Origin of the sequence: Providencia alcalifaciens, from assembly GCF_915403165.1 — a bacterium.
GTDB classification, from domain to species: domain Bacteria; phylum Pseudomonadota; class Gammaproteobacteria; order Enterobacterales; family Enterobacteriaceae; genus Providencia; species Providencia alcalifaciens_C.
Map to the genome: position 1 here is coordinate 2840267 of NZ_OU659204.1, position 22553 is coordinate 2862819.

General features: G+C 43.5%; 21 protein-coding genes and 1 tRNA gene. 8 read left to right on the forward strand and 14 right to left on the reverse strand.

Features of this window, described 5'->3' with window-relative positions:
• Positions 1–20: 20 nt before the first annotated feature.
• Entirely contained in the window at positions 21–1373 is a 1353-nt protein-coding gene (yegD, locus tag LDO73_RS13045) for a molecular chaperone (RefSeq protein WP_224058361.1), read from the forward strand.
• A 55-nt stretch (positions 1374–1428) separates the two neighbouring features.
• On the opposite strand, the gene LDO73_RS13050 is transcribed toward yegD, so the two are convergent.
• The 12 genes from LDO73_RS13050 to LDO73_RS13105 all read right to left on the reverse strand — a co-directional run bounded on the left by LDO73_RS13050 (position 1429) and on the right by LDO73_RS13105 (position 13668).
• Complete coding sequence (locus LDO73_RS13050; protein WP_224058363.1) at positions 1429–2100, reverse strand: ABC transporter ATP-binding protein; 672 nt, start codon at positions 2098–2100, stop codon at positions 1429–1431.
• Positions 2101–2130: 30 nt separating this feature from the next.
• Positions 2131–3834, reverse strand: a complete 1704-nt coding sequence (locus LDO73_RS13055; RefSeq protein ID WP_224058364.1) for an ABC transporter permease — start codon at positions 3832–3834, stop codon at positions 2131–2133.
• The gene (locus LDO73_RS13060) at positions 3818–4864 is read right to left on the reverse strand and encodes a Fe(3+) ABC transporter substrate-binding protein (RefSeq protein ID WP_224058366.1); all 1047 of its coding nucleotides are present in this window, start codon (positions 4862–4864) and stop codon (positions 3818–3820) included. Before LDO73_RS13060 ends, LDO73_RS13055 begins: the two co-directional genes overlap by 17 nt.
• Positions 4865–5297: 433 nt before the next feature.
• A complete protein-coding gene (locus tag LDO73_RS13065; RefSeq protein ID WP_224058368.1) occupies positions 5298–6239 on the reverse strand; it encodes a fimbrial protein in 942 nt (313 codons plus the stop codon).
• 8 nt (positions 6240–6247) lie between these two features.
• Positions 6248–6739 (reverse strand): fimbrial protein, encoded by a 492-nt coding sequence (locus LDO73_RS13070; RefSeq protein ID WP_423810891.1) that lies wholly within the window; start codon positions 6737–6739, stop codon positions 6248–6250.
• Between the two features lie 34 nt (positions 6740–6773).
• Complete coding sequence (locus tag LDO73_RS13075) at positions 6774–7277, reverse strand: fimbrial protein (RefSeq protein WP_224061189.1); 504 nt, start codon at positions 7275–7277, stop codon at positions 6774–6776.
• Positions 7278–7320: 43 nt separating this feature from the next.
• Positions 7321–9957 carry a fimbrial biogenesis usher protein gene (locus tag LDO73_RS13080; protein ID WP_224058371.1) on the reverse strand — a complete coding sequence of 879 codons (2637 nt, stop codon included), beginning with the start codon at positions 9955–9957 and terminating at the stop codon, positions 7321–7323.
• Positions 9958–10043: 86 nt separating this feature from the next.
• Positions 10044–10742, reverse strand: a complete 699-nt coding sequence (locus tag LDO73_RS13085; RefSeq protein ID WP_224058372.1) for a fimbria/pilus periplasmic chaperone — start codon at positions 10740–10742, stop codon at positions 10044–10046.
• A gap of 63 nt (positions 10743–10805) precedes the next feature.
• On the reverse strand, positions 10806–11342 hold the full coding sequence (locus tag LDO73_RS13090) for a fimbrial protein (RefSeq protein WP_224058374.1): 537 nt from the start codon (positions 11340–11342) through the stop codon (positions 10806–10808).
• 77 nt (positions 11343–11419) lie between these two features.
• Positions 11420–11968, reverse strand: a complete 549-nt coding sequence (gene fimA, locus LDO73_RS13095; protein ID WP_224058376.1) for a type 1 fimbrial major subunit FimA — start codon at positions 11966–11968, stop codon at positions 11420–11422.
• 145 nt (positions 11969–12113) lie between these two features.
• The gene (locus tag LDO73_RS13100; RefSeq protein WP_036952128.1) at positions 12114–12389 is read right to left on the reverse strand and encodes a helix-turn-helix domain-containing protein; all 276 of its coding nucleotides are present in this window, start codon (positions 12387–12389) and stop codon (positions 12114–12116) included.
• Positions 12390–13591: 1202 nt separating this feature from the next.
• Positions 13592–13668: transfer RNA gene (locus LDO73_RS13105), tRNA-Arg, on the reverse strand.
• A gap of 188 nt (positions 13669–13856) precedes the next feature.
• Between LDO73_RS13105 and folD the strand changes: the two genes are divergently transcribed.
• Positions 13857–14714 (forward strand): bifunctional methylenetetrahydrofolate dehydrogenase/methenyltetrahydrofolate cyclohydrolase FolD, encoded by an 858-nt coding sequence (gene folD, locus LDO73_RS13110; RefSeq protein ID WP_036952132.1) that lies wholly within the window; start codon positions 13857–13859, stop codon positions 14712–14714.
• Positions 14715–14731: 17 nt separating this feature from the next.
• The gene (gene ybcJ / locus LDO73_RS13115; RefSeq protein WP_224058378.1) at positions 14732–14944 is read left to right on the forward strand and encodes a ribosome-associated protein YbcJ; all 213 of its coding nucleotides are present in this window, start codon (positions 14732–14734) and stop codon (positions 14942–14944) included.
• Positions 14945–14991: 47 nt separating this feature from the next.
• Here the strand turns inward: ybcJ and LDO73_RS13120 are convergent, their stop codons facing one another.
• Positions 14992–16065 carry a protein-tyrosine phosphatase family protein gene (locus tag LDO73_RS13120; RefSeq protein ID WP_224058379.1) on the reverse strand — a complete coding sequence of 358 codons (1074 nt, stop codon included), beginning with the start codon at positions 16063–16065 and terminating at the stop codon, positions 14992–14994.
• 401 nt (positions 16066–16466) lie between these two features.
• Positions 16467–17855, reverse strand: a complete 1389-nt coding sequence (cysS, locus tag LDO73_RS13125) for a cysteine--tRNA ligase (RefSeq protein WP_224058381.1) — start codon at positions 17853–17855, stop codon at positions 16467–16469.
• Between the two features lie 300 nt (positions 17856–18155).
• Between cysS and ppiB the strand changes: the two genes are divergently transcribed.
• The 5 genes from ppiB (at position 18156) to LDO73_RS13150 (ending at position 22528) form a co-directional block, all read left to right on the forward strand.
• On the forward strand, positions 18156–18650 hold the full coding sequence (gene ppiB / locus LDO73_RS13130) for a peptidylprolyl isomerase B (RefSeq protein ID WP_224058383.1): 495 nt from the start codon (positions 18156–18158) through the stop codon (positions 18648–18650).
• A gap of 11 nt (positions 18651–18661) precedes the next feature.
• Positions 18662–19384, forward strand: coding sequence for a UDP-2,3-diacylglucosamine diphosphatase (gene lpxH / locus LDO73_RS13135; RefSeq protein WP_224058385.1), 723 nt, complete (start codon positions 18662–18664; stop codon positions 19382–19384).
• Positions 19385–19553: 169 nt separating this feature from the next.
• Positions 19554–20069, forward strand: a complete 516-nt coding sequence (purE, locus tag LDO73_RS13140; protein WP_224058386.1) for a 5-(carboxyamino)imidazole ribonucleotide mutase — start codon at positions 19554–19556, stop codon at positions 20067–20069.
• Positions 20069–21154, forward strand: a complete 1086-nt coding sequence (gene purK / locus LDO73_RS13145) for a 5-(carboxyamino)imidazole ribonucleotide synthase (protein WP_224058387.1) — start codon at positions 20069–20071, stop codon at positions 21152–21154. Before purE ends, purK begins: the two co-directional genes overlap by 1 nt.
• A gap of 120 nt (positions 21155–21274) precedes the next feature.
• Positions 21275–22528 (forward strand): CynX/NimT family MFS transporter, encoded by a 1254-nt coding sequence (locus LDO73_RS13150; protein WP_224058390.1) that lies wholly within the window; start codon positions 21275–21277, stop codon positions 22526–22528.
• The last annotated feature ends 25 nt before the right edge of the window (positions 22529–22553 follow it).

The window sequence follows — 22553 nt, forward strand, 5'->3', positions numbered from 1 at the left end:
CCCTAGATTTTGGAGGCGAAATGTTTATTGGTTTTGACTACGGAACATCTAACTGCTCCGTCGCAATCATGAAAGATGGCAAACCGCAATTGTTACCCCTTGAAGGCAGCAATTTTTATATTCCATCAACCTTGTGTGCGCCGACAAGAGAATCGGTTTCAGAGCACTTATTTCGCCATCTGAATATTTCTCCGACAGACTCAGTAGGCCAGCAAATCCTCCGACGCTCTATTGCGTTTAATCAGGATGAAGGCATTGAACTGGAGCCGGAAGATATTGTTTTCGGGCAAGCTGCGCTGGACTTATATTTAAGCGACCCTCGTGATGTCTACTATGTAAAATCACCTAAATCTTTTTTAGGTGCATCAGGCTTACACGAAACCCAAGTGAGTTTCTTCGAAGATTTAGTGTGCGCCATGATGGCAAATATCAAGCATACTGCCGAAGCAAGTACCCAACAAACCATCACTGACACCGTGATTGGTCGCCCAATTAACTTCCATGGACGTGGTGGTGAACTGGCGAACCAGCAAGCGGAAGCTATCTTATTAAAAGCCGCTAAACGTGCTGGGTTTAAGAATATTGCCTTCCAGTTTGAGCCCGTTGCCGCTGGGTTAGAGTATGAATCTACTCTCACCAATGAGAGGACCATTTTAGTGGTGGATATTGGTGGGGGAACCACCGACTGCTCACTGATCCAAATGGGTCCAAGTTACAAAGACAGCCACGACCGTACAAGCTCTTTGTTAGCCCATACAGGTCAACGTGTTGGCGGAAACGATCTGGATATTTTCGTTGCCTTAAAACAGTTAATGCAGCTTTTTGGCATGGAAAGCCAATATCAATCGGGGATCAAAATGCCTCTGTTGCAGTTTTGGAATCCGATTGCCATTAACAATGTGGAAGCACAAAAAGAGTTTTATTCTCGCGCTAACCTCAATGCATTAACCCGCTTACAACAAGATGCTCAAGAGCCAGCTTTGCTCGCCCGTTTACTCGAGGTTTATCACCAAACACTGGGTTACAGCATTGTACGCAAAGCGGAAGAGGCGAAAATCGCGCTCTCTGACGAGCAAAATTATTTAGCGAAAATTGCATTATCAAAAGAGCTGCTTGAAGTGAATATTGGACGTGATCAATTGATTGATGCGATTGAATCACCAAAAAGCAAAATGATTGAGTTGGTAAAAGAAGCCGTTGTACAAGGAGGCGTTCAACCGGATGCTATTTTTGTCACCGGGGGTAGCGCCCGATCGCCTATCTTACATCAAGCGATTCAAGAACAACTGCCGAATATTCCCATTGTTCGTGGTGATGACTTTGGCTCGGTGACTGCTGGATTAGCCCGCTGGGCGCAAACCTGTTTTAAGTAAGTTTATTTGCCAATGCCGCTTTCGCGGCATTGTTTTTTCGTTACTCTTCGAGCAGTTACTCTTCGAGCAAACGCCCCTCTTTTAAGTAGCTGATTTTATTTGCCATTAACTGGGCTTCATCTTCACTGTGGGTCACTAACAGCGCCGTCTGCCCCGCCGCACGTAAAATATCCCGCACTTCTTGCCCTAAGCGTTTTCGGCTATCTGGATCAAGGCTCGAAAGCGGTTCATCCAGCAACAGCACCGCAGGCTGTGGCGCTAACGCTCGTGCTAAAGCAATGCGCTGCTGCTGACCACCCGACATTTCGTGAGGATAACGTTCAGCTAAGCCGCTCAATTCAACCAACGTTAATAGCTGTTGAACGCGAGCCTGTTGCTGCTCTTTAGGCTGTTTTCTAAGCCCAAATGCCACGTTCTGCGCCGCCGTTAAATGAGGAAACAAGGCGTAATCTTGGAAAACCATCCCAACATTACGCTGTTCAGGTGGCAGATGAAGATGCGGGCCAGCAACACAGCGGCCTCCCACGTAGATTGTTCCTTGCTCTACCTGTTCAAACCCAGCAATCGCTCTTAATGCCGTGGTTTTTCCGCATCCTGAAGCCCCAAGTAAGCAACCAATTTCACCAGCATCAATATGCAAAGAGAAACCATTAAGCACATGGTTACGTTGATGTTTATTGCCATAAGAAACATGGACATTGTCAAGAACTAAGGTTGAATCTGACACCGAAGACATTCCTTAACATAATCATTTTTATTAAGATGACCGTTTTGATTGAGATGAAGTCAGCTGACTGCGCGCTAAGAGGATCACAGGCAATGTCCCTGCTAGCACAATTAATAGTGCTGCAATCGCGCCTTCTTCATAGGTTCCTCGCGCCGCCTCTGCATACAACGAGGTTGCCAACGTCTCAAAATTCACCGGACGTAACAGTAATGTGGTCGGCAACTCTTTCATCGCATCAGCAAAGACCAACAATGCACTGGTGACGAGTGCTGGACGTAATAGCGGAAGATGCACACGAAAGAACGTTCGCAGCTCGCTTTCCCCTAGCAGCCTTGAGGCTTGTTCCATACTCGGCGGAATGCGGGTTAACCCAGCATCAATCGCCCCAATGGAGATAGCCATAAATCGAATTGAACAGCAGATAACCAATAAAATTCCCGTTGATAACAGCGGTAATCCTCTAAAATCCAATAGCTCAGCAAGAAAATTATCCAGCGCCATACCCGGTGTTAACAAACCTATTGCCAATACCGTTCCGGGCACTGCATAACCCAGCGAAGCAATTTTCATCAAGGTTCGTCGCCATTCTTGAGATGAACCGGAGATCGCACTCGCTCTGGCATACCACGCCACCACAATGCTCACCAACGTCACAACGACGGTGACACCCGCCGCCAGCAATAATGAGTTTTGTAGTGACTGCAACAGGCTGCTTGAGATTGTCATGCTGTCACTGATGCGTTTAAGGCTTTCCCACCCTAAAAAAAGTGCCGGTGCTAAAAAGCCTAACACGACGGGTAGTGCGGTGACGCACGTCGCTAATATGGCGCGCCATCCCGTCAAACGCGATGGCAAGATCCCTCGCATTTGCCGCCCAGTACTGTAACGCTGATTTTTTCGACCGTAATATTCTAATGCTAACAGCAAGATAATCACGGTTAACATCGAGCAGGCAATTTGCGCCGCAGCGGGCAGATCAGAGCGAGTCACCCATGTGGTGTACACCGTCACGGTCAATGTATTCACACCTAAAAATTCCGATGCGCCGATATCATTGAGGGTTTCCAGCAGAGCGAGGCTTGTGCCCACCACTAAGGCAGGACGCGCCATCGGTAGAGCCACTCGGAAAAATGTCCCCGTTGAACTGAGTCCAAGGGTTCGAGCCGCTTCCAGCAAATGAGCTGGCTGACTCATAAACATGGCTCGCATGGTCAAGTAAACATAGGGATAAAGCACCAGACCAAGCAACAAAATGGCCCCCGTCATCGAACGGAGATCAGGAAGGCGGAATTGGCGTGGTGAATCGTACCCTAACACGCTACGAATAAATTCTTGAATCGGTCCAATAGGGTGCAGTAAATCTAACCATGCAAACGCCACAATGTAGGTTGGCATCGCAAGGGGCAGTAGCAGCGCCCAGCTAAACAGCTTTCGACCAGGGAAATCAAACGCTGTCACCAGCCATGCACACCCTGCGCCAATGGTCATCACCATTGCACCAACACCCAGCAGTAAAATTAAGGTATTTAAGGTGGCATCGGGAAGCACATAGCGCATCAAATGTTCCCAATGGTCGAATCCTGAGCTTGCAGCCAGACCTAATAAAAACAACAAAGGGGTCAGAACGCCAAGCGTAATGACCACCACAGAAAGAGTTAATGGCGAGAAACCAACACGCGGTAACCCGAAAGCCCCGCGCGTAGAGGTTAAGCCAGTTTTATTGATCGAATCCAACTTTATCTACCAACTGACTCGCTTGTTTACGGTATTTCACAATTTCGGTAAGTGGAAGGGTATCCACATTGATTTCCCCAATCGCGTTATTGATAGTGGCATCCAGTGGAACGCCTTTGCGAATTGGGTATTCATAGTTTGCTTGCGCGTACAGTTGCTGAGCAGGAACAGAAACCAGATATTCCATCAACTTAACCGCTTCTGCTTTATGGGGAGCATGACGCGCAACGGCTGCGCCAGTAATGTTGACGTGTGTTCCACCGTGAGTAAAGGTTGGCTGAACCACTTTGATAGCATCCCCCCATTTACGTGCGTCAGTGCCTTCTTTGGCATTTTTCATATGACCCACATAATAAGAGTTAGCTAAACCAACATCGCAGATACCACCAAGAATATCACGAGCGACATCGCGATCACCGCCCGTTGCTTTACGTGCTAAGTTGGCTTTCACGCCACGTAACCACGCTTCCGTTTTCGCTTCACCGTCGTGGGCAATCATTGCCGCCACCAACGCTGTGTTATACGGGTGCTGACCTGCGCGGATACAAATTTTGTCTTTCCATTTAGGGTCAGCTAAATCTTCATACGTGATGCTAGTTAACGGTAAATCTTTTTCCGCATACAGCACTCGAGCGCGCATCGATAAACCAAACCATTGGTTATCTTTATCGCGTAATGAAGCAGGAATAGCATCAGTTAATACTTTTGAATCCACAGGCTGCGTAACACCTGCTTCGACTAAATCGATGAGGTTACCCGCGTCCACCGTCATTAATAAATCCGCAGGGGAGTTTTTACCTTCCGCTTTGACGCGCTCTAACATGCCGTCTTTGACATAGACAGTGTTGACATCAATAGCCGTTTCTTTGGTAAAGGCATCCAGCAGTGGCTGAATCAGTCCCGGTTCACGAGTGGTGTATAACGTTAAGGAATCTTTTGCCATGGCAGGCAGTGCGCAGGTAACAATAAGTGATGAGGCCAACGTAATTAAACGCATTTTATTACGTAAAAAATACAGTTTTTTCAACATGTTGCTATCTTCTCCAAGGTGAAGTGACGCTTGAACTAGTATATTGAGTATTTTTAACAGGTCGAAAAAAGTATATTGATAACCAATCTCGTTTGCAAATTATTTTCATCGGTTAATAATACGCATTAATGACTATTAAAATTTATTTATAATTTATTATTTGGCATTTATTCTTTCGTGAAGGATTTTTTGCGGGTGGTCTGCACTCAGGGTTTGTAGAATAAAAGCCAAGATTACCAAAACGATAATGATGACTATATTCTACAATAATATTAATGGATTAAGTTCTCATTGATGGGCCAATGATAAAAAATCCACTGCCCCTATTACATACGGATCAATAGGATTTCCGCTGGGTATATTGAATATTTATTTAACGCAAAAAGGCTCAAGATATTCCTCCTTGAGCCTTTTCATCTGTCTAATTCATTCACTAATCATACATAAATGTCACGCCAATCACCGACTGCACTTTCCCTGCGGTCACCTGACCTTGAGTTCTTGAATATCGCGCACTTAGCCCTAAACTCGTCGACGAAGTTCCTACTCGACCTAACTGGACGTTTTGGTTTGCTGGAATTGCATTACCATTGCGAACCATTTGGATCCCTACCCCTTTTGCAGCATTAGCACCGGATAGGGTATTAGCAAAAATATTGCTGCTCGTATCCGTTGTACCTGTTAAATAATAGGAGATATTTTGGCTCGAAGCGCAATAGATAGATAAGGGTACCGGTTGAGCACTTCCCGGATATTCCGGTAAATTGACTACCACATTACGCGAAGAAACATCACAGCCACCAATAGGTACCACAACATCATTGTTGGCATACAAATTCCATGTAAAGGTCGATGTATTGACGTTACCGCCCCCCACGATGTTAGAACCAACTTGGTACATTACCAATGTTGCAAAGTGGGTTCCTCGGTTAACCACTACACCACCCGCCGCAGATATGGGGGTTAAATACAATTGGGTATTCCATGCTGTGTAATTGCCCGATGGAAAATCTTGCTGGTGAGTTGGGTTAGTCAAAGGGAACGTATAGCTTGAGCCATAATACCGTAATGAGCCCCGAAAGTTATTTAATACCCCACCATAAGCGGAACCTCGGATCATGTTTACTTGGTCACGTCGCGCTGTTGGGTCATCGTTCTTACAAAATATCGAACTCGACAAATCGACCACTAAGTTTTGACCTGATTGAACACTTGGCTGCAAGTTAACATACGCATTGGCTGTTACAGGGCTTTGCGTATAGCTTAAAACGTTTCCTGTTGAGTCGTAACAGGTAAAAGCAAATGCCGAAGAAACCCCGACAAAATAGATAAATGCGTTAACAAAGATTAACTTAACTAGCTGTTTTATATTCATAATTTTGCTCACAGATACGTGTAGGTAACATCAATTGCCGCTTGGATGGAGCCTTGTGTCGCCCCTCCTCTCACCGATATTGCCCTTACCTGTAAAGGAAAACTGGTTGAAAGCGTAGCATCGCTGACTGGCACGCGTTTTTGTGCGCCGTTATTTAAATTATTACCCGATGAATCTTGAAGTTGCAGCTGGATATTGCCTGCCGTACCTTGGTTTTTGTAGTATCCCACCGAATCAGCGACACCTTTAAAAGTCGCCATGACCACCGATGTGCCAACAGGGCAATTGGTCAAATCCAGCGACACAGTATGCCAATCCGATGCCGATCCCGGTGAGGTCAAATTGAACGTGTAAAGGTCTCCCAAATCCACATTGGCCGTCTTGGTTGATACCGTACAAGGCTTCGCAACAACGCTCCCATTGACCGTCACTGTTACGTCAGCCGCATGTGTGGAGGTTATTGATGAAGATAACAGTCCCAAAATTAAAGCTGTCATCATTGTTGATTTATACGTCATTCATCGCATCCTCTATTTACTGAAATTCGAGCGTAAATGTGGCGGTTGCTCGAATATGCCCTGCCGTAACGGGCAGTTTTGACGCCATTAAACGTGCATTGAAATTGAGCGTATTGGCTTTTCCTGCCACTAAAGGCGTCCATGCAATATTATTCGAGTCCGCATTGAGGACTAATGGATCTTTAGCACTGTCTAAAATCTGAATACCTGCCCCTGTCGCATTTGCGCTACCAGGTTCTAATGCCAGTAAGGTTTTGTTATTCGAGTCTGCAATACCGACAAACCCGACTTTGACTGCTGTTACCGCAGAACCGCAGGGTGTTAGCTCAATACGAAACGGCACCGTCGGTGTCACTTCCCCCACTGAGTGCAACTGTTTCACCGCATTCAGTAGCAAATCTACCACTTGGTTTTGTGAACCGGGAGCCACAGCACAAGTGTTATCTCGCACATTGCCTGTAATGTTAATGGTGCTATCCGCCGCCAATGCATTGGAACATAAGCACAAAGAAGTCAGCATTGAGGCAAAGAAAATATTGGATTTATCAAACACTATTGGCTCCTTAGAGGCACTCGGCACTATACTTGCTGAGGATTTCATATTGGCTTTCTGCTGGCAGTGTGTAATTGACCTTACACTGAGCATCTGCCCCATCCCCCCAACGTGCGATTAATTGTCCGGTTAACGGCAGCCCTGTTAAGTAAACTTGCCCATCTTCCGCCACAATATTGCCACCACTATTTTCGCCAGAAGAGACAACTGAACCGAATGGCACCGGTTTTCCATGGCGAGTTAACGTCATCAGAACTTTGATCCCAACTTTCGGTTGGAAATCAGCGCGAACTACAGCGCCACGAGTTGGCACCACATTCATGACCGGATCATCCAGATCCACGTTGTTCGCTAACGTATTGGTATTCAAAGCAATACGGTTTTCACGATATTCAGTGGCATAAGGTAAAACCGCATAGCCCCGCCAGTCAGTCTCAACCCCAGTTTGGTTTTCAACTTTCACATGCCCCGCACCCGGCGCTTTCACTAATACCACGGTATCGTTCATCGGCTGACTCAGTGTTAATCCATTTTCATGGGCTAAGACCCCTCCACTCACACCGTAGTAAACTTGGCGAATATTATCGGCATAGCTATAACCGACGTTGGCATTTCCATAAGCCCCGCGATAGTTCAGTGACGTATAGCCTGTCCCCGAAGAGTTACCTTGCCCACCGCCTGCATACCCAGCTTGAACGCTATAACTTAAGTTATTGTCTTCCAATAACGTTCCGTATAAACCGGCCGTGTTGTTCACGCGACCTTTGAGATCGTGAGAAACGTTGTAACTTGCGCTGGCATTACGCCAGATAGACTGACTGTCCGAACGTAACCAATGGCTAAAGGGAATGTTGACGTTCAATGCCAGCATTTGGTCATTGCCATCCTGCCATGAGTTTTTGGACAGACTGTAACTTAATCCCCAACTAATCCCTTTAATCAGCGTGTTAATCCCTACCTGTAATTGCTTATCCGCTTTACTGGTATTCCAATATGTTTCATGACTACCCGTCACATACATAGTGGATTGCTCACCCAACTGCTGAGTTAGGGTTAACTGAATTTTTTCGCGCTTGTTATAGGCTAAGTTGTAATAGTCAGAAAACTTAGGTGTCACTTGGATAATGCCGTCTTGCGTCGCAAGGTTATACCCTGACATCCGCTTGTAGGTCGTATCCGCAAATGAGTAGTAACCCTTTGTTGAATACCGATAACCCGCCAGCTGAATAATCGTGCCAGTTTCATTCAGGGACTTGTTATATAAGAAACGAATTGACTGCCCTTGATGGTTACTGTCATCCGGTAATTTGGCATTTGCATGGGTAATATCGATAGATAACGCCCCAAAGATACCGATGTTTTTACCTACCCCTGCGTTAAAAGCTTGGTAGCGATTGGCTAACTGAGTTCCGCCATAGAGCGTCCAACCATATGACAAACCGTGCAGTAACGTAGTTTGTAAGAATGTCGGTTTTTCCTGATTGCCGCTTCCCGAACGGTAATCCCCTACAGTGACGGCATATTGAGTATGCCCCTCACGTTGTAGCAGCGGAACGGATGAATATGGCACGGTAAAGCTCTGTACGGATCCATCAACTTCAGTGATCGTCACATGCAAATCACCGCTATTTCCCGCAGAATAGAGATCGTTAATCACAAATGGTCCCGGTGGGAATGTGTTGCGATAGATCTCATAACCATTTTGTTTAACAGAGACATCCGCTGTACCACGAGCGATCCCTCGGATCACGGGCGCAAATCCTTTTTGACTTTCAGGCAGCATATTGTCATCCGAGGCTAATTGAACGCCTCGGAAGTTAACGCTGTCAAAAATTTCTCCCGGTGTGTAGCTATCACCCAGCGTTAAACGAGAGCGGATCACATTGATACCGCGCTCTAAATAGGTATTGATATGTTCCCAGCGAGTTTCGCTATTCGCCGTACCTGTGCTGTGGCTCCATGTGGAGTTATCCCGTAAGCGCCACGCGCCAAAATTTAAACCACTTTGTAGATTCAAATAGTTATAGCTACTGTTCTTTCCGTCTTGGTTACGTGCACTACTTCCCGTCAGGCTATAGTTTAAAATGCCTGCCGTGATCCCTGAATCCCAAAGCTCCGGTGGAATAAAGCCTCGTGCTTTGTCTTTCATAAACAGTTGTGGAACAGTGATATATAACCGTTGCAAACCCACATCAAATCTCGCCGTTGAATCCTTCACGGTGGATGATAATGGTTCACAGGTATCTTTGGGTTTCGTCTGTAATTCTGGCAGCGCTAATGTATTGATCCCCATCTTGGCCAATTCATTAGGCGTTAAACAAGGGGATAGCTGTTTATCATTTTTATCCAGAACAAAGTTCACATCCCGGGTGAGTAAATAACCATCATTAAGATAGACATCAACACGATAAGTCCCTTCAGGAACTTCTTGCCCTTGTTCAAACGCAGATAAATCTGCGACTGCCGAAGGATCATCCGCTAAGAAACGAGGGTTAAAATATAACTCTGCCGTCGCCCATGTTGGATAAAGGCATGCGCCTATCAAGAATGCCAGCGGAACCAAAGGAAAATGACGTTCGAATCTGCATCCCAAAAATGATCCTTTTTTTGAAATTAATAGCCCTTTTTCAGATGTCAGATGTGACATGTTCCCTCCGCTCAACAATGTTGCTCAGCAAACTTTCCAAGTTGGAATGATGTTTAATTATTTTCGAGAAATAAAAACGTAAGTTTTTACTGCATTTTTCCTGTCATTTTCGGCGTTAGTGCGCCGTAATCATTAATGGTTTGATAGCTAATGGCACCATTTCCATTGGAAGGAACATTCACTGACGCATCACCAAATGGAGGAACAAGCACGTTATCCAATTTCGCTACACCGATTTTTAAATCTGTGACTGTGGCAAAATAAGGTGTTGGGTTAACCACAATCAGTGAGCTACCTTGGCGCTTAAAGCGTAATTCTTCAGCCACTTTATCCGGTGCAATGGAGAGACCTGTTGGACGGTAATACAGTTTAATGCGGCTAATAATCGCTAACTGCAACGTGTTCTCGCTCATGTTCGCTTTATCCATTGCGGGAATCGCTTTCACATTCAGCCAAAACAGCGTTTCTCTGTCTTTCGGCAGTTGGTTATTGGTCGCATCAATAATGCGCAGTGTATTTTCTTTAACACCTTTCATCGTGAAAAGGGGCGGTGTAATTGCAAATTGGCTATCTTTTTGGCCATTGGCATTTTCAACCCACGATTGGATCAGAAAAACGCCCTTTTCATCATTATTGGTCACAGCAAGTTGAACCTGCTTTTGATCCGCAGGATAAATCACTCGCGTTGCACCTAATGCAACACCCGCATAAACCTGAGTGGATACGGTCGAACAGAGTAAAAGTAATAAGGCGGTAATGAACTTATATGTTTTTCTAGCTTTCATGTTTACATCTGTCCTTTTTTACTAAAAATTTAAATGAATATGTCACTGTCTTTTTCGGTATTTTTATTCATAAGTCAGTGAGAATAGTGCTTGTGCATTCGCTTTTCCGCCCATGATGCTCTCGCTTGTCGAGCGATACTTAGCAACAAAATGCAATGTCATATCCCCATCACGCAGATTAGCCATTTTACGTGGGGCACTATTCACCGGAATTAAGGTATTTTTTGAATCAAAAATGGCTACTCCTACACCTCTTGCAGTGTTAGGCCCATCACCGATGGAAAAAATATCTGGGTTCCTTTCATTAGCCACACCATTGAAGGTTATGGATACATACTCGCTGACTGCATTGCTACACTCTCGAAGGTGAAGATCAAACGCAGTCGGTGCTGAATCTTGACCTGGAGCCTTGAATGCATTGGTGCGCACTTGCCCCATATTCACGACTAAATTACGGTCTGAAGTTTCAACAGTGCAGCCTTCTGCGATTAACTCTCCTTGAAAGCGCATCCCGCCACCAGGAAGTTGGACTTTCCATTTATTTCCAGCTTGCAAAAATGGAGAAAACAGAAGGAGTGAAACTGCCAGCAGCTCTCTCATAAACTTCCACCTTTTGGTTCGTGAATAAAAGCCATCCTTGGCTTATCAAATGGGATATCCCTAATCCTTTTTAATGATTACTCGTATTGAACTGCGAAGGTTGCATCTGCGTTAGCAACACCAGCAGTTGTTGCACCCAGTGCGAAGTAACGAGCTTGGAATGGCAGAACGTTTGCACCGTCATTCAGAGTGATAGGGTTACTGAATGTTGCACCATCCAGACCCAGAGGTGCGCTCTTACCATCTAAAATTTGAATACCAACGTTAGTAGCTGCACCTGAAGCTGAAGAAGCAACAGATAAAACAGTTGGGTTAGTTGCATTTGCAGCAACACCGGTAAAGGCAACTTTTGCAGAAGTAGCAACTGTAGTATCACAGTCGTTTAATTGGATGTTGAAGCCAACAGAACCACTGGTATCGCCCAATTTAGCTAATTTAGCAGTACGAACTTGACCTAAACGAACAGTTTGCTCCACAGAACCAGCATCAACAGCACACGCTGCATTCACTAGCTCACCTTTAAAGTGTACCTGACCGCCATTTACGGTTGTTGTTGCAGCCATTGCAGCGACTGAACCTAAAGATAAAGCTGAAATAACAACAAGTGCTAGTGATTTAACTTTCATAATATTTCCTTATGTTTATTTATTAAGTACATCTTGATAGAAAAAAATACAGACTTCATGACACCATAATTAAAACGACCGAATTTAATTAAATTGCCTAAAACAATTTAATTAAATTTGAATGATTTTAAAAAACAAGAGCCCATCACTCTATTTTCGAGTGTTTGTATACACTAGAATCAAACAGATACTTCATTTTTTCGAAGAAAACATCAATATCTCTGCTACTCATCTCAAGTGCATTAAATAGTATGATGAGCTTGTCAAATGATATATTATTCACGCCGTTTTCATACCGAGATATTTGCTGCTGGCTAACATTAATACGCTTCGCCAATTCACTTCCGGTTAATCCTGTGCGCCTACGGTAGTCTTTTAACATCCTGCCAATATTATTTGATAATGGTTCATAATCTCGCATTTCAAACCTCTCAGATCATATTTCGCTGATTATTTTTTTATATTTTCAATATAGGAAAATACTCTTCAGCTGTTATTAAGTTATAGAATTAAAACTGTAGTTAAAAATTGTTTTTTTCGATCGAAAAAGAGCTATTTGATATACGCAGGCTATCAATCATAAACATTAATTCATTTAAATCAATAAATAATCAAATATGAGTAAACAATTAAAATATATAAATCAACAATTTATGAGCATCCAAAAATATCCAAATAAACAATCGAAGATATTTCTTTAAATGAAATAAGACACGCATAACACGATATACATGTGAAATAGACACAATAATTTACAATAAGAACCAATATATAAAAACAAAATCGTTAATTAATGAGAAATAACAACCACTACATTACAATTAATTCGCGAAGATAAAGATAAAAACAAATCAAAAAAAGATAATCGATATTGGAATATCAAGAAAATCATAAAAAAACAATAAAACAGCACAAAAGTGTAATACATACAAAAAACCCAAATTAAGGGTTGAAAACAATTCTCAAGAAAAACAAAAAACTGAATTCATTATAGCCATATATAAGAATAATCCTAGCAACAGTTAAATAAATATGTAAATAATTATTAAATCCACTACTTCACCTTTATTTCGTGTTTTTAATCATAGTATTTAATTTAAATTTAATAATTTTATAACTTATAAGGATCAGGGATTAAAAACTGAATGGTTAAAATATAAAAAACCAAGTTCTATTAAAATAAAAATTATTTAAATTCATTATTAAATTTTATCTTAATGGATTCCTCCAAAAATAGCTTAGAAATATTAATGTATCAACAAGAAAAAACACGTAAAATGAATACACCTAAACTGGCTAGATGTTTTTATAATTGAATGGACTTGTTGAATTGAACTTATCAAAAAAACGTTGGTTATTGGAAAGGTAATAAAAGAAATAGAAACCTATTAGTTAATACTTTCAGGGAAAAGACGTTAACCCGGCAGAATGCCATGTTCGGCCGCCGTAATGACGTCCCCGGTAGTAAGGTGGTTATTTTTTATTCTGACAGCAAAAAGAATTCCAAGGTGAAATAATCACTCAATATATTGATTCTGGTGGGTTGTTCTACTGGTTTGCTATGAATTTCAGGCATAAAAAAAGACATCCTTTGATGTCTATTGATACGCGCTTACTTGGGAATGGTACGCCCTACAGGATTCGAACCTGTGACCTACGGCTTAGAAGGCCGTTGCTCTATCCAACTGAGCTAAGGGCGCATTGTATGCGCAGGCAGCCTATCTGGCTGATGGCGTTGAATTATACGGTTGCTGAGCGCCGAGTCAATGGCTTTTCACTACTTAAATAACGATATGCCCACTTTATCTATCAGATAGACCTGACATTATGGGTAAGTTCTGACAAAATAGAGGCATCCCCCGTGTCTCATATATGGATTAAGTTACAGATGTTAGCAAAAATTATTGATGGGAAAACGATTGCGCAAGCAATTAGACAGGAAGTTGCTCAAAAAGTACAAACTCGTATTGCCAATGGTAAACGAGCTCCCGGGCTTGCCGTTATTCTCGTAGGCGCTAACCCCGCATCTCAAATTTATGTTGGCAGTAAGCGACGTGCTTGCGAAGAAGTTGGCTTTATTTCTCGCTCCTATGATTTACCAGACACGACAACTGAAGCTGAACTGCTCAAGCTGATTGATGACCTTAACCAAGATAATGAAATTGATGGTATCTTAGTTCAGTTACCATTACCTGCTGGCATTGATAACGTCAAAGTGATTGAACGCATTCATCCCGATAAAGATGTCGATGGGTTCCACCCTTATAATGTTGGTCGCTTATGCCAACGTGCGCCTCGCCTGCGTCCTTGTACCCCAAGAGGGATTGTGACCTTACTTGAGCGTTATGACATTAATACCTACGGTTTAAATGCCGTTATTATTGGCGCATCAAATATTGTTGGTCGTCCGATGAGCCTTGAATTATTATTAGCAGGCTGCACCACCACCGTCACTCATCGCTTTACCAAAGATCTCGAACAGCATGTCCGTAATGCGGATTTACTGGTCGTAGCTGTCGGTAAACCTAACTTTATACCGGGCGAATGGATCAAACCGGGCGCTATCGTTATCGATGTGGGTATTAACCGCTTAGAAAATGGCAAAGTGACTGGAGATGTTGATTTCGATGAAGCGTCAAAACGCGCTGCATGGATCACGCCAGTACCGGGCGGTGTTGGGCCAATGACCGTGGCGACACTGATTCAAAACACGCTACAGGCGTGCGAAGAGTACCACGATATTTAATGTAATTTGGAGTCACAATGGATATTTTTCATCTTGATGGTCATCCCCATATCGAGCTATGCGACCTGCTAAAAATTGAAGGTTGGGCAGAAAGTGGAGCGATGGCAAAATCAATGATTGCTGATGGCTTAGTGCAAGTTGATGGCGTTGTTGAAACGCGCAAACGCTGCAAAATTGTCGCAGGCAAAGTCGTTTCTATGGGAAGCGAACAAATTCAGGTTCAAGAATAAGTTAGCCTAGGTAAGCTGAGGCTATTATCAGCTTACCTCTCCTTTAATTACGATGAGGTTTTTCGCGTCGCATCAAGAAACCGCTGCAAATCGAGCAACGTATTATATTGCTTCTCTGTTTGCACCATATCCGCATTACCTGATGTTCGAAGTCCAAGCACAATATCATCAACTTTCAATGTATTATCTTTTTTAGTTAGCTGCATCGCAGCGGCTAAAACACCTGCACGCCCAATTCCAGCTTTACAATGAATAACGGGAAGGGGTTTATTTCTTCCTTCGATGTCTACCCCTTTATTTTTATAGAGTTTAAATAAGCTACCTTCATTAATGATCCCTATGATCCGGTTTAATTTAATTAATTCTTCAATTGCCACCGTCCCACCATCATCCCAATTAGTCACGTGGATCACAGGGAGTGAATGCTTTTTATAGCCATTAACAATATCCATTCTATATTGGCTAAATTCCAACGGTTTCCCTCCTGTATTTGCTTGTTTAGGCTCCACTTTATAGTCATTTTTTTCTCGTTTAGCGGTAACTTCAATAGCGCCATATTTTTGATTACTCATAAAGTAAGGTGGAAGCTTTTCCTTTTGAAAAAGAGAGCCGTGAATCTCTTGCTTTGATGCTAAAACAACCAATATTGGTGTCTTGTTTGCCATGAGCATAGATAGATGATTCTCAATGGCTTGAGCATTATCTTTGGGATATTGGCAGCGAATGACTAACTTTTTCCCATTAATTTGTAGTCGATTTGCAGCAAGAGGTACAACGGATTTATCGGCGATCTGTACTGATATCTGCGTGTGTTTCGCACTACCTATATTGGGATATCGCTGTCCTTTATCCTCAGTGTCGTATTCAATTTTTTTTTCATTCATCAATAACTGCGTTTTTTCAGTCAATTTATCGAATGCCGTAGCTTGAGTAGCGGCTTCTATATTTAATTTTAACTTTGGTCTATTTCTTCTGACGGGTGTTGTTTCAGCCAAATGAGGGCTAAGTTCGGAGATATTTTGGATAGACTTAATACGTTCAGGGAGATGGCTTGTATTTGATGATACTGGAAATTCTGTCGATTGAGATACGGTTAGTCGATTAGCGTTTATTGGAAACATATTTATCCTTATCTATGTTTTCATTGTGAGTGAATTCACCGTTTCGGTGACCCAATGTTAAATTCCATTGTTAACATTTCATTGAACAGTATCGACAACCGCCCCACCCTACGCTTGCAAATTTAGCCGCTGCATCCATAAAAAAACCCACCAAAAATTGATTATTTTTAGTGGGTTTTATTCTTATTTGTTAAGCTGATTAAGCTAGTTAAGCTCAATTCTCTAAATTATTCGAATTGTAGGCAAACAGGTGTTACGTGAAAAACGATAAAGGACAATATTCTAAATAGTTCGTGTTGTGGCTAGGCGGCTAGCAAGGATATCTCGGGGAGCATACATCAGTATGTGACCCGAGTAGCCGAGTGACGCCAACAACGCCACAGCGCGAAATATGAAGAAGATTACTTGCGACGCCACGTCGTGCCAGCAGACGAGTCCTCTAACACAATCCCCATTGACGTTAAAGCATCACGCGCCTGATCCGCCAGCGCCCAATCCTTACTTTGACGCGCATCGTTACGCTGTTTAATTAGCGCTTCGATTTTTGCGACTTCTGCATCATCTTCGCCTTGTGCACCACCTTGCAGGAAGGTTTCAGGATCTTGCTCTAACAGCCCCAGCACTTTTGCCAGCTCACGTAATTGAGCCGCCATGCCGTTTGCCGCATCCATATTTTCAGTTTTCAGGCGGTTTAATTCACGCGCCATATCAAACAATGCCGAATAAGCTTCTGGTGTATTGAAGTCGTCATTCATCGCTTCGCAGAAACGGCTCTTATACGTTTCACCGCCTGCTGGTACTGCCGATTTATCTGTGCCACGCAGCGCGGTATACAGACGCTCTAACGCGGTGCGAGCCTGCTTTAAGTTCTCTTCAGTATAGTTAAGTTGGCTACGATAATGGCCTGAAAGCAGGAAGTAACGTACTGTTTCCGCATCGTAATATTCTAAAACATCACGAATAGTGAAGAAGTTATTGAGAGATTTAGACATTTTCTCTCTGTCAACCATCACCATGCCAGAATGCATCCAGTAATTAACGTATGGGCCATCATGGGCACAAGTAGATTGCGCAATTTCATTTTCATGATGCGGGAACATTAAATCTGAACCGCCGCCATGAATATCAAAATGGTTGCCTAATGATTTACTGTTCATTGCCGAACATTCGATATGCCAACCTGGGCGACCTAATCCCCACGGTGATTCCCAGCTTGGTTCACCCTCTTTGGACATTTTCCATAAAACGAAATCCATTGGATTACGTTTTACATCAGCCACTTCAACACGGGCACCTGCTTGGAGCTGGTCTAAGTCTTGACGAGATAACAGCCCATAGTTTGGATCAGTTTTAACTTCAAACATTACATCGCCATTCTCTGCGACGTAAGCATGCTTACGCTCTATCAAGCTTTCAGTTAGCTCAATAATTTCATGAATATGGCGAGTGGCACGCGGTTCGCTGTCTGGACGTAGGATATTTAATGCATCAAAATCTTTGTGCATTTCCGCTAACATGCGCGTCGTTAACTCTTCCACGCTTTCATTATTTTCAGCGGCACGTTTAATGATTTTGTCATCAATATCAGTCACGTTACGCACATAATTCAAGTCATAGCCTAAATAGCGTAAATAGCGGCTAATTGCATCGAAAGCCACAAAGGTACGACCGTGACCAATATGACACAAATCGTAAATGGTGATGCCACACACGTACATCCCAATCTTTCCAGCATGGATGGGTTTAAATTCTTCTTTTTGGCGAGTCAGTGTATTGAAAATTTGTAGCATCGATTTATTTCCATTTTATTAGTACGTGTATACCTATCATACATCAGATTATCGCGATGTTGAGGGTAAAATATCCAGATTCAACCTTACGAAAATAGCACGGTATTGAATCGCGATCACCCGAAGAAAGCAAGGTTAGCGCCTGACTTTATCGCCTTAATTATTAGGTCACTGTTATGGGATAACCTATTTTGCAAACACACTGTCGCTTCAAGTCAGGTTTTATCTGTGATATAAACTTGCTGATCTCAACGCTTTCGCAAGTTAGCGCATAAAAAACAATTATTCAGGATAGCTATTATGGTTACATTTCATACCAATCACGGTGACATCGTTATCAAAACTTTCGCAGACAAAGCACCAGTGACTGTCGAAAACTTTTTAGCCTACTGCCGTGAAGGTTTCTACAATAATACCATTTTCCACCGTGTTATTAACGGCTTCATGATCCAAGGCGGTGGTTTTGAGCCGGGCATGAACCAAAAAGACACTAAAGCGACTATCAAAAACGAAGCTAATAACGGACTGAAAAACAGTCGTGGTACATTAGCAATGGCTCGTACTAACGATCCACACTCAGCAACAGCACAATTCTTCATCAACGTCGCTGATAATGACTTCTTAAACTTCCGTTCAGAGCGCCCAGATGGTTGGGGTTACTGCGTATTTGCTGAAGTGGTTGAAGGCATGGACGTAGTTGACAAAATCAAAGGTGTTTCTACTGGTCGCAGTGGACATCACCAAGACGTACCTCGCGAAGATGTTGTGATTGAAAAAGTGACTGTCAGCGAGTAATCCCTGAATTTATGTCCACTTATATCATTGCAGATTTGCATTTAAGTGAAGATGAACCGGCGATCACCGCCGGTTTTCTGACATTTATTGAACAACAAGCCATCCACGCTGACAGCCTGTATATCCTCGGTGATTTTTTCAATTATTGGATTGGCGACGATGATAATACCCCTTTGCATCAGCAAGTGGCTCAAGCCCTAAAACAGCTGAGTGAACGTGGTATTCCTTGCTATTTCATTCATGGCAATCGCGATTTTTTATTGGGTCAACGTTATGCAAAACAGTGTGGCATGACAATTTTGCCCCAAGAAACCTTACTTGAACTTTATGGTAAGCGTATTTTAATTATGCACGGTGATACGTTATGCACCGACGATGCCGCTTATCAGAACTACCGTAAAAAAGTCCATACACCTTGGATCCAGCGGATATTTTTACTTCTACCGCTCTTTATTCGCCGCCGCATTGCACAAAAAATGCGTCGCAATAGCCAATATGCCAGCAGTATGAAATCCGAAGCTATTATGGACGTCAATTCTGACGCAGTGATTGATGCCTTAAACCGACATCAAGCACAATGGATGATCCACGGACACACTCATCGCCCTGCTATCCACGAGATTAATCTCAGTGGTCAACTTCATTTTCGTGGAGTCTTAGGCGCATGGCACAGCGAAGGCTCCGCCTTTGTGATCAACGAAAACGGTATTGAGCTTATTTTCTTTCCTTTTTAACATCCCTATCTTGATAAAGTCACACGGCTAAATTGTTAGTCGTCAATACGACTGTTTGCTTGTTTTATAATCACGCAAACGTTTTCCTTGCCCAATTACCGTGATATGATCGGGGCAATTCACATTCCCACCCTTAGGGTGATATTTTTCAATACAGGGATCACACCAAATGACAGCCCAAGTTCCTGCTCAATCTGCGGCAAAAATCGCCATTGTTATGGGTTCTAAAAGTGATTGGACAACCATGCAGCATGCCGCTGACGTGCTGACCGAACTGCAACTGCCTTTCCATGTTGAGATTGTTTCCGCACACCGCACGCCAGACAAACTGTTTTCCTTTGCTGAAAATGCCAAACAGAATGGTTTTGATGTGATAATCGCTGGTGCCGGTGGTGCTGCCCATTTACCAGGAATGTTAGCCGCAAAAACACTGGTTCCTGTCCTTGGAGTCCCTGTACAAAGCGCTGCATTAAGTGGTGTCGATAGCCTGTATTCTATCGTTCAAATGCCAAAAGGCATTCCCGTTGGCACACTCGCCATTGGTAAAGCAGGTTCTGCTAACGCTGCGCTGCTAGCCGCACAAATTTTAGCCACTCATGATAGTGAGCTATTCAACCGCTTATCCGCATGGCGTGAAACACAAACCAACGACGTATTAAATAACCCAGATCCGAGGGAAGTGTAATGAAACCGGTTTGTGTCCTTGGTAACGGTCAATTAGGTCGCATGCTACGCCAAGCTGGCGAACCACTGGGTATTTCTGTCTTTCCTGTTGGATTAGATGCGGAGCCTGAAGCTGTTCCTTATCAGCAAAGTGTGATCACCGCTGAAATTGAACGCTGGCCAGAAACCCCATTAACCAAAGAGTTAGCGCGTCATAATGCGTTTATTAACCGTGATATTTTTCCACGGTTAGCTGACCGCTTCCCACAAAAAAGCCTGTTCGACTCGTTAAGTTTATCCACAGCACCTTGGGCACGATTAGAATCTCCAGACCAATGGCCAGAGTTATTCGCCACTCTGGGTGATTTTTTGATAGTGAAACGCAGAACAGGTGGCTACGACGGCCGTGGTCAATGGCGTGTTCGCCCTGGTGATGAACAAGCGCTCCCTGCGGAAATTTACGGTGAATGCATCGTTGAGCAAGGGATCCCATTTGATGCTGAAGTCTCCGTAATTGGTGCCCGTAGCCAATCTGGTGAATCCGTATTCTACCCAATCACCCATAATCTTCACCAAGAAGGGATTTTACGTACCAGCGTGGCTTTCCCTGATGCAAACCCAGTCCAGCAACAACAAGCACAGGCGATGCTCAGTGCCGTGATGGATGAGTTAGGGTATGTCGGTGTGATGGCAATGGAGTGTTTTGTCGTTGGCGATAAACTGCTGATCAACGAAATCGCCCCTCGCGTTCACAATAGTGGACATTGGACTCAAAACGGCGCTTCCATTAGCCAATTTGAACTCCACTTACGCGCAATTTTAAATTTACCGATGCCGACGCCTGAAGTTTTCAGCCCTGCGGTGATGGTCAATTTAATTGGGACTGATGTTAATCAAGAATGGTTAAATTTACCTTTAGTCCATTTACATTGGTATGAGAAAGAAGTGCGCCCAGTACGTAAAGTGGGTCACTTAAATCTGACTCATAGCGATGTTCATCAACTCGAAAATACCCTCGATAGTTTGATCCCAATGCTGCCAAATGAGTATAAAAGTGGCATTGAGTGGGCAAAAACAAAATTAGGCTGGTACTCTCGCCAAAAATAGGGAAAATAGCGCTATTCGTGCCCGAAAGTGATATTTCGGGCATTGTGCTATTTTTGCCCTACTTTTATAGTGATTACTTGTGAGTGATGACTAACTCACTAGGGCACCACTGGAGTGCATATGCCAGAAACACAAGCCTCACCATTTAGCCCATTATACCAATGGTCAATTCTTATTCTCCTCGGACTGGTTTACTTCCTTGCTACCGCCACTACCTTCACCTCATTAGGCGTAGTATTACCGAGCATGATTGGCGAATTAAAATGGAGTTGGACGGAGGCAGGCTTTGGTTTTACTTTACTCGGTTTAACCTGCGGTTTAGCGAGCTTTCTACCCTCATTGCTGATACGTAAAGTTGGTGTTCGTCTTACGCTGCTTTTAGGCATGCTTGTGTTCTGCTCTGGCTTTTATAGCCTCTATTCCACCGAAGCAATCAGCACCTATTTCTTAGGTACCGCCTTGATTGGCGTCGGGTTTACACTATTAGCGACCGTTCCGGGCACCTATGTACTTTCTCGCCTATTTGAAAAGCAATCTCTGGCATTTGGCTTGTACTTCACGATTGGTGGGCTAGGCGGTGTTGCAGGTCCTTGGATTTACTTCTACGCATCGAATCAATTAGGCTCTTGGCGGATGCACTGGGTATTGTGTGCAGTTTATCTTAGTGTCGTCACAATCATCACTATCTTGGCATTACGTGAAGGGAAAAAAGAACAAGATCACGCCAAGAAAGTGATGCAAAAACAAGTAAGCCATACGAGTAAACCTATTTATCGTACCGCTGAGGTTTGGACAGTTCGCCGCGCACTACGCACTTGGCAATTCTATTTAATTGCCGCGACTTATACCTCTTTCTTATGGTGCGGCATTACAGTAAACAGCTTTGCAGTGGCACACATTGAAGAGCGTGGATTTGGCATGACTATCGCGGTTTCTTTGCTGAGTACCATGGCGTTTGTGAATGCATTTTCGCGCTTCTTAGGGGGCGCTGCGGGTGAATGGCTGGAGCCGAAGCGTTTATTGATCGGTAGCCTAATTATCATGGTGCTTGGCGTCGTGGCACTGAGTATCTCCACATCATGGTTCTGGCTGATTTTGTTCGTAATTTGTGTGGGTGTCGGCTACGGCATGACCTTCTTAGCGTCCAGTGTTTTGCTGTCTAATTATTTTGGTCGCGGGCCTTATTTAGAGTTGTTCTCCGTCGTCAATTTAATCTCAACAATTGCCTGTTTAGCGCCATTTATCGCAGGTGCAATTAAAGATATTACAGGCAGTTTTACCCCTGCATTTTTGACCATTGCCGCTCCGGTTATCGTGATCCTATTTTTTACTTTAATGATGAAGCCCCCTGCTTTAGAAGTAAAAAAAGATTAATCCCTAAAAAGAAAAACGCTCGGGG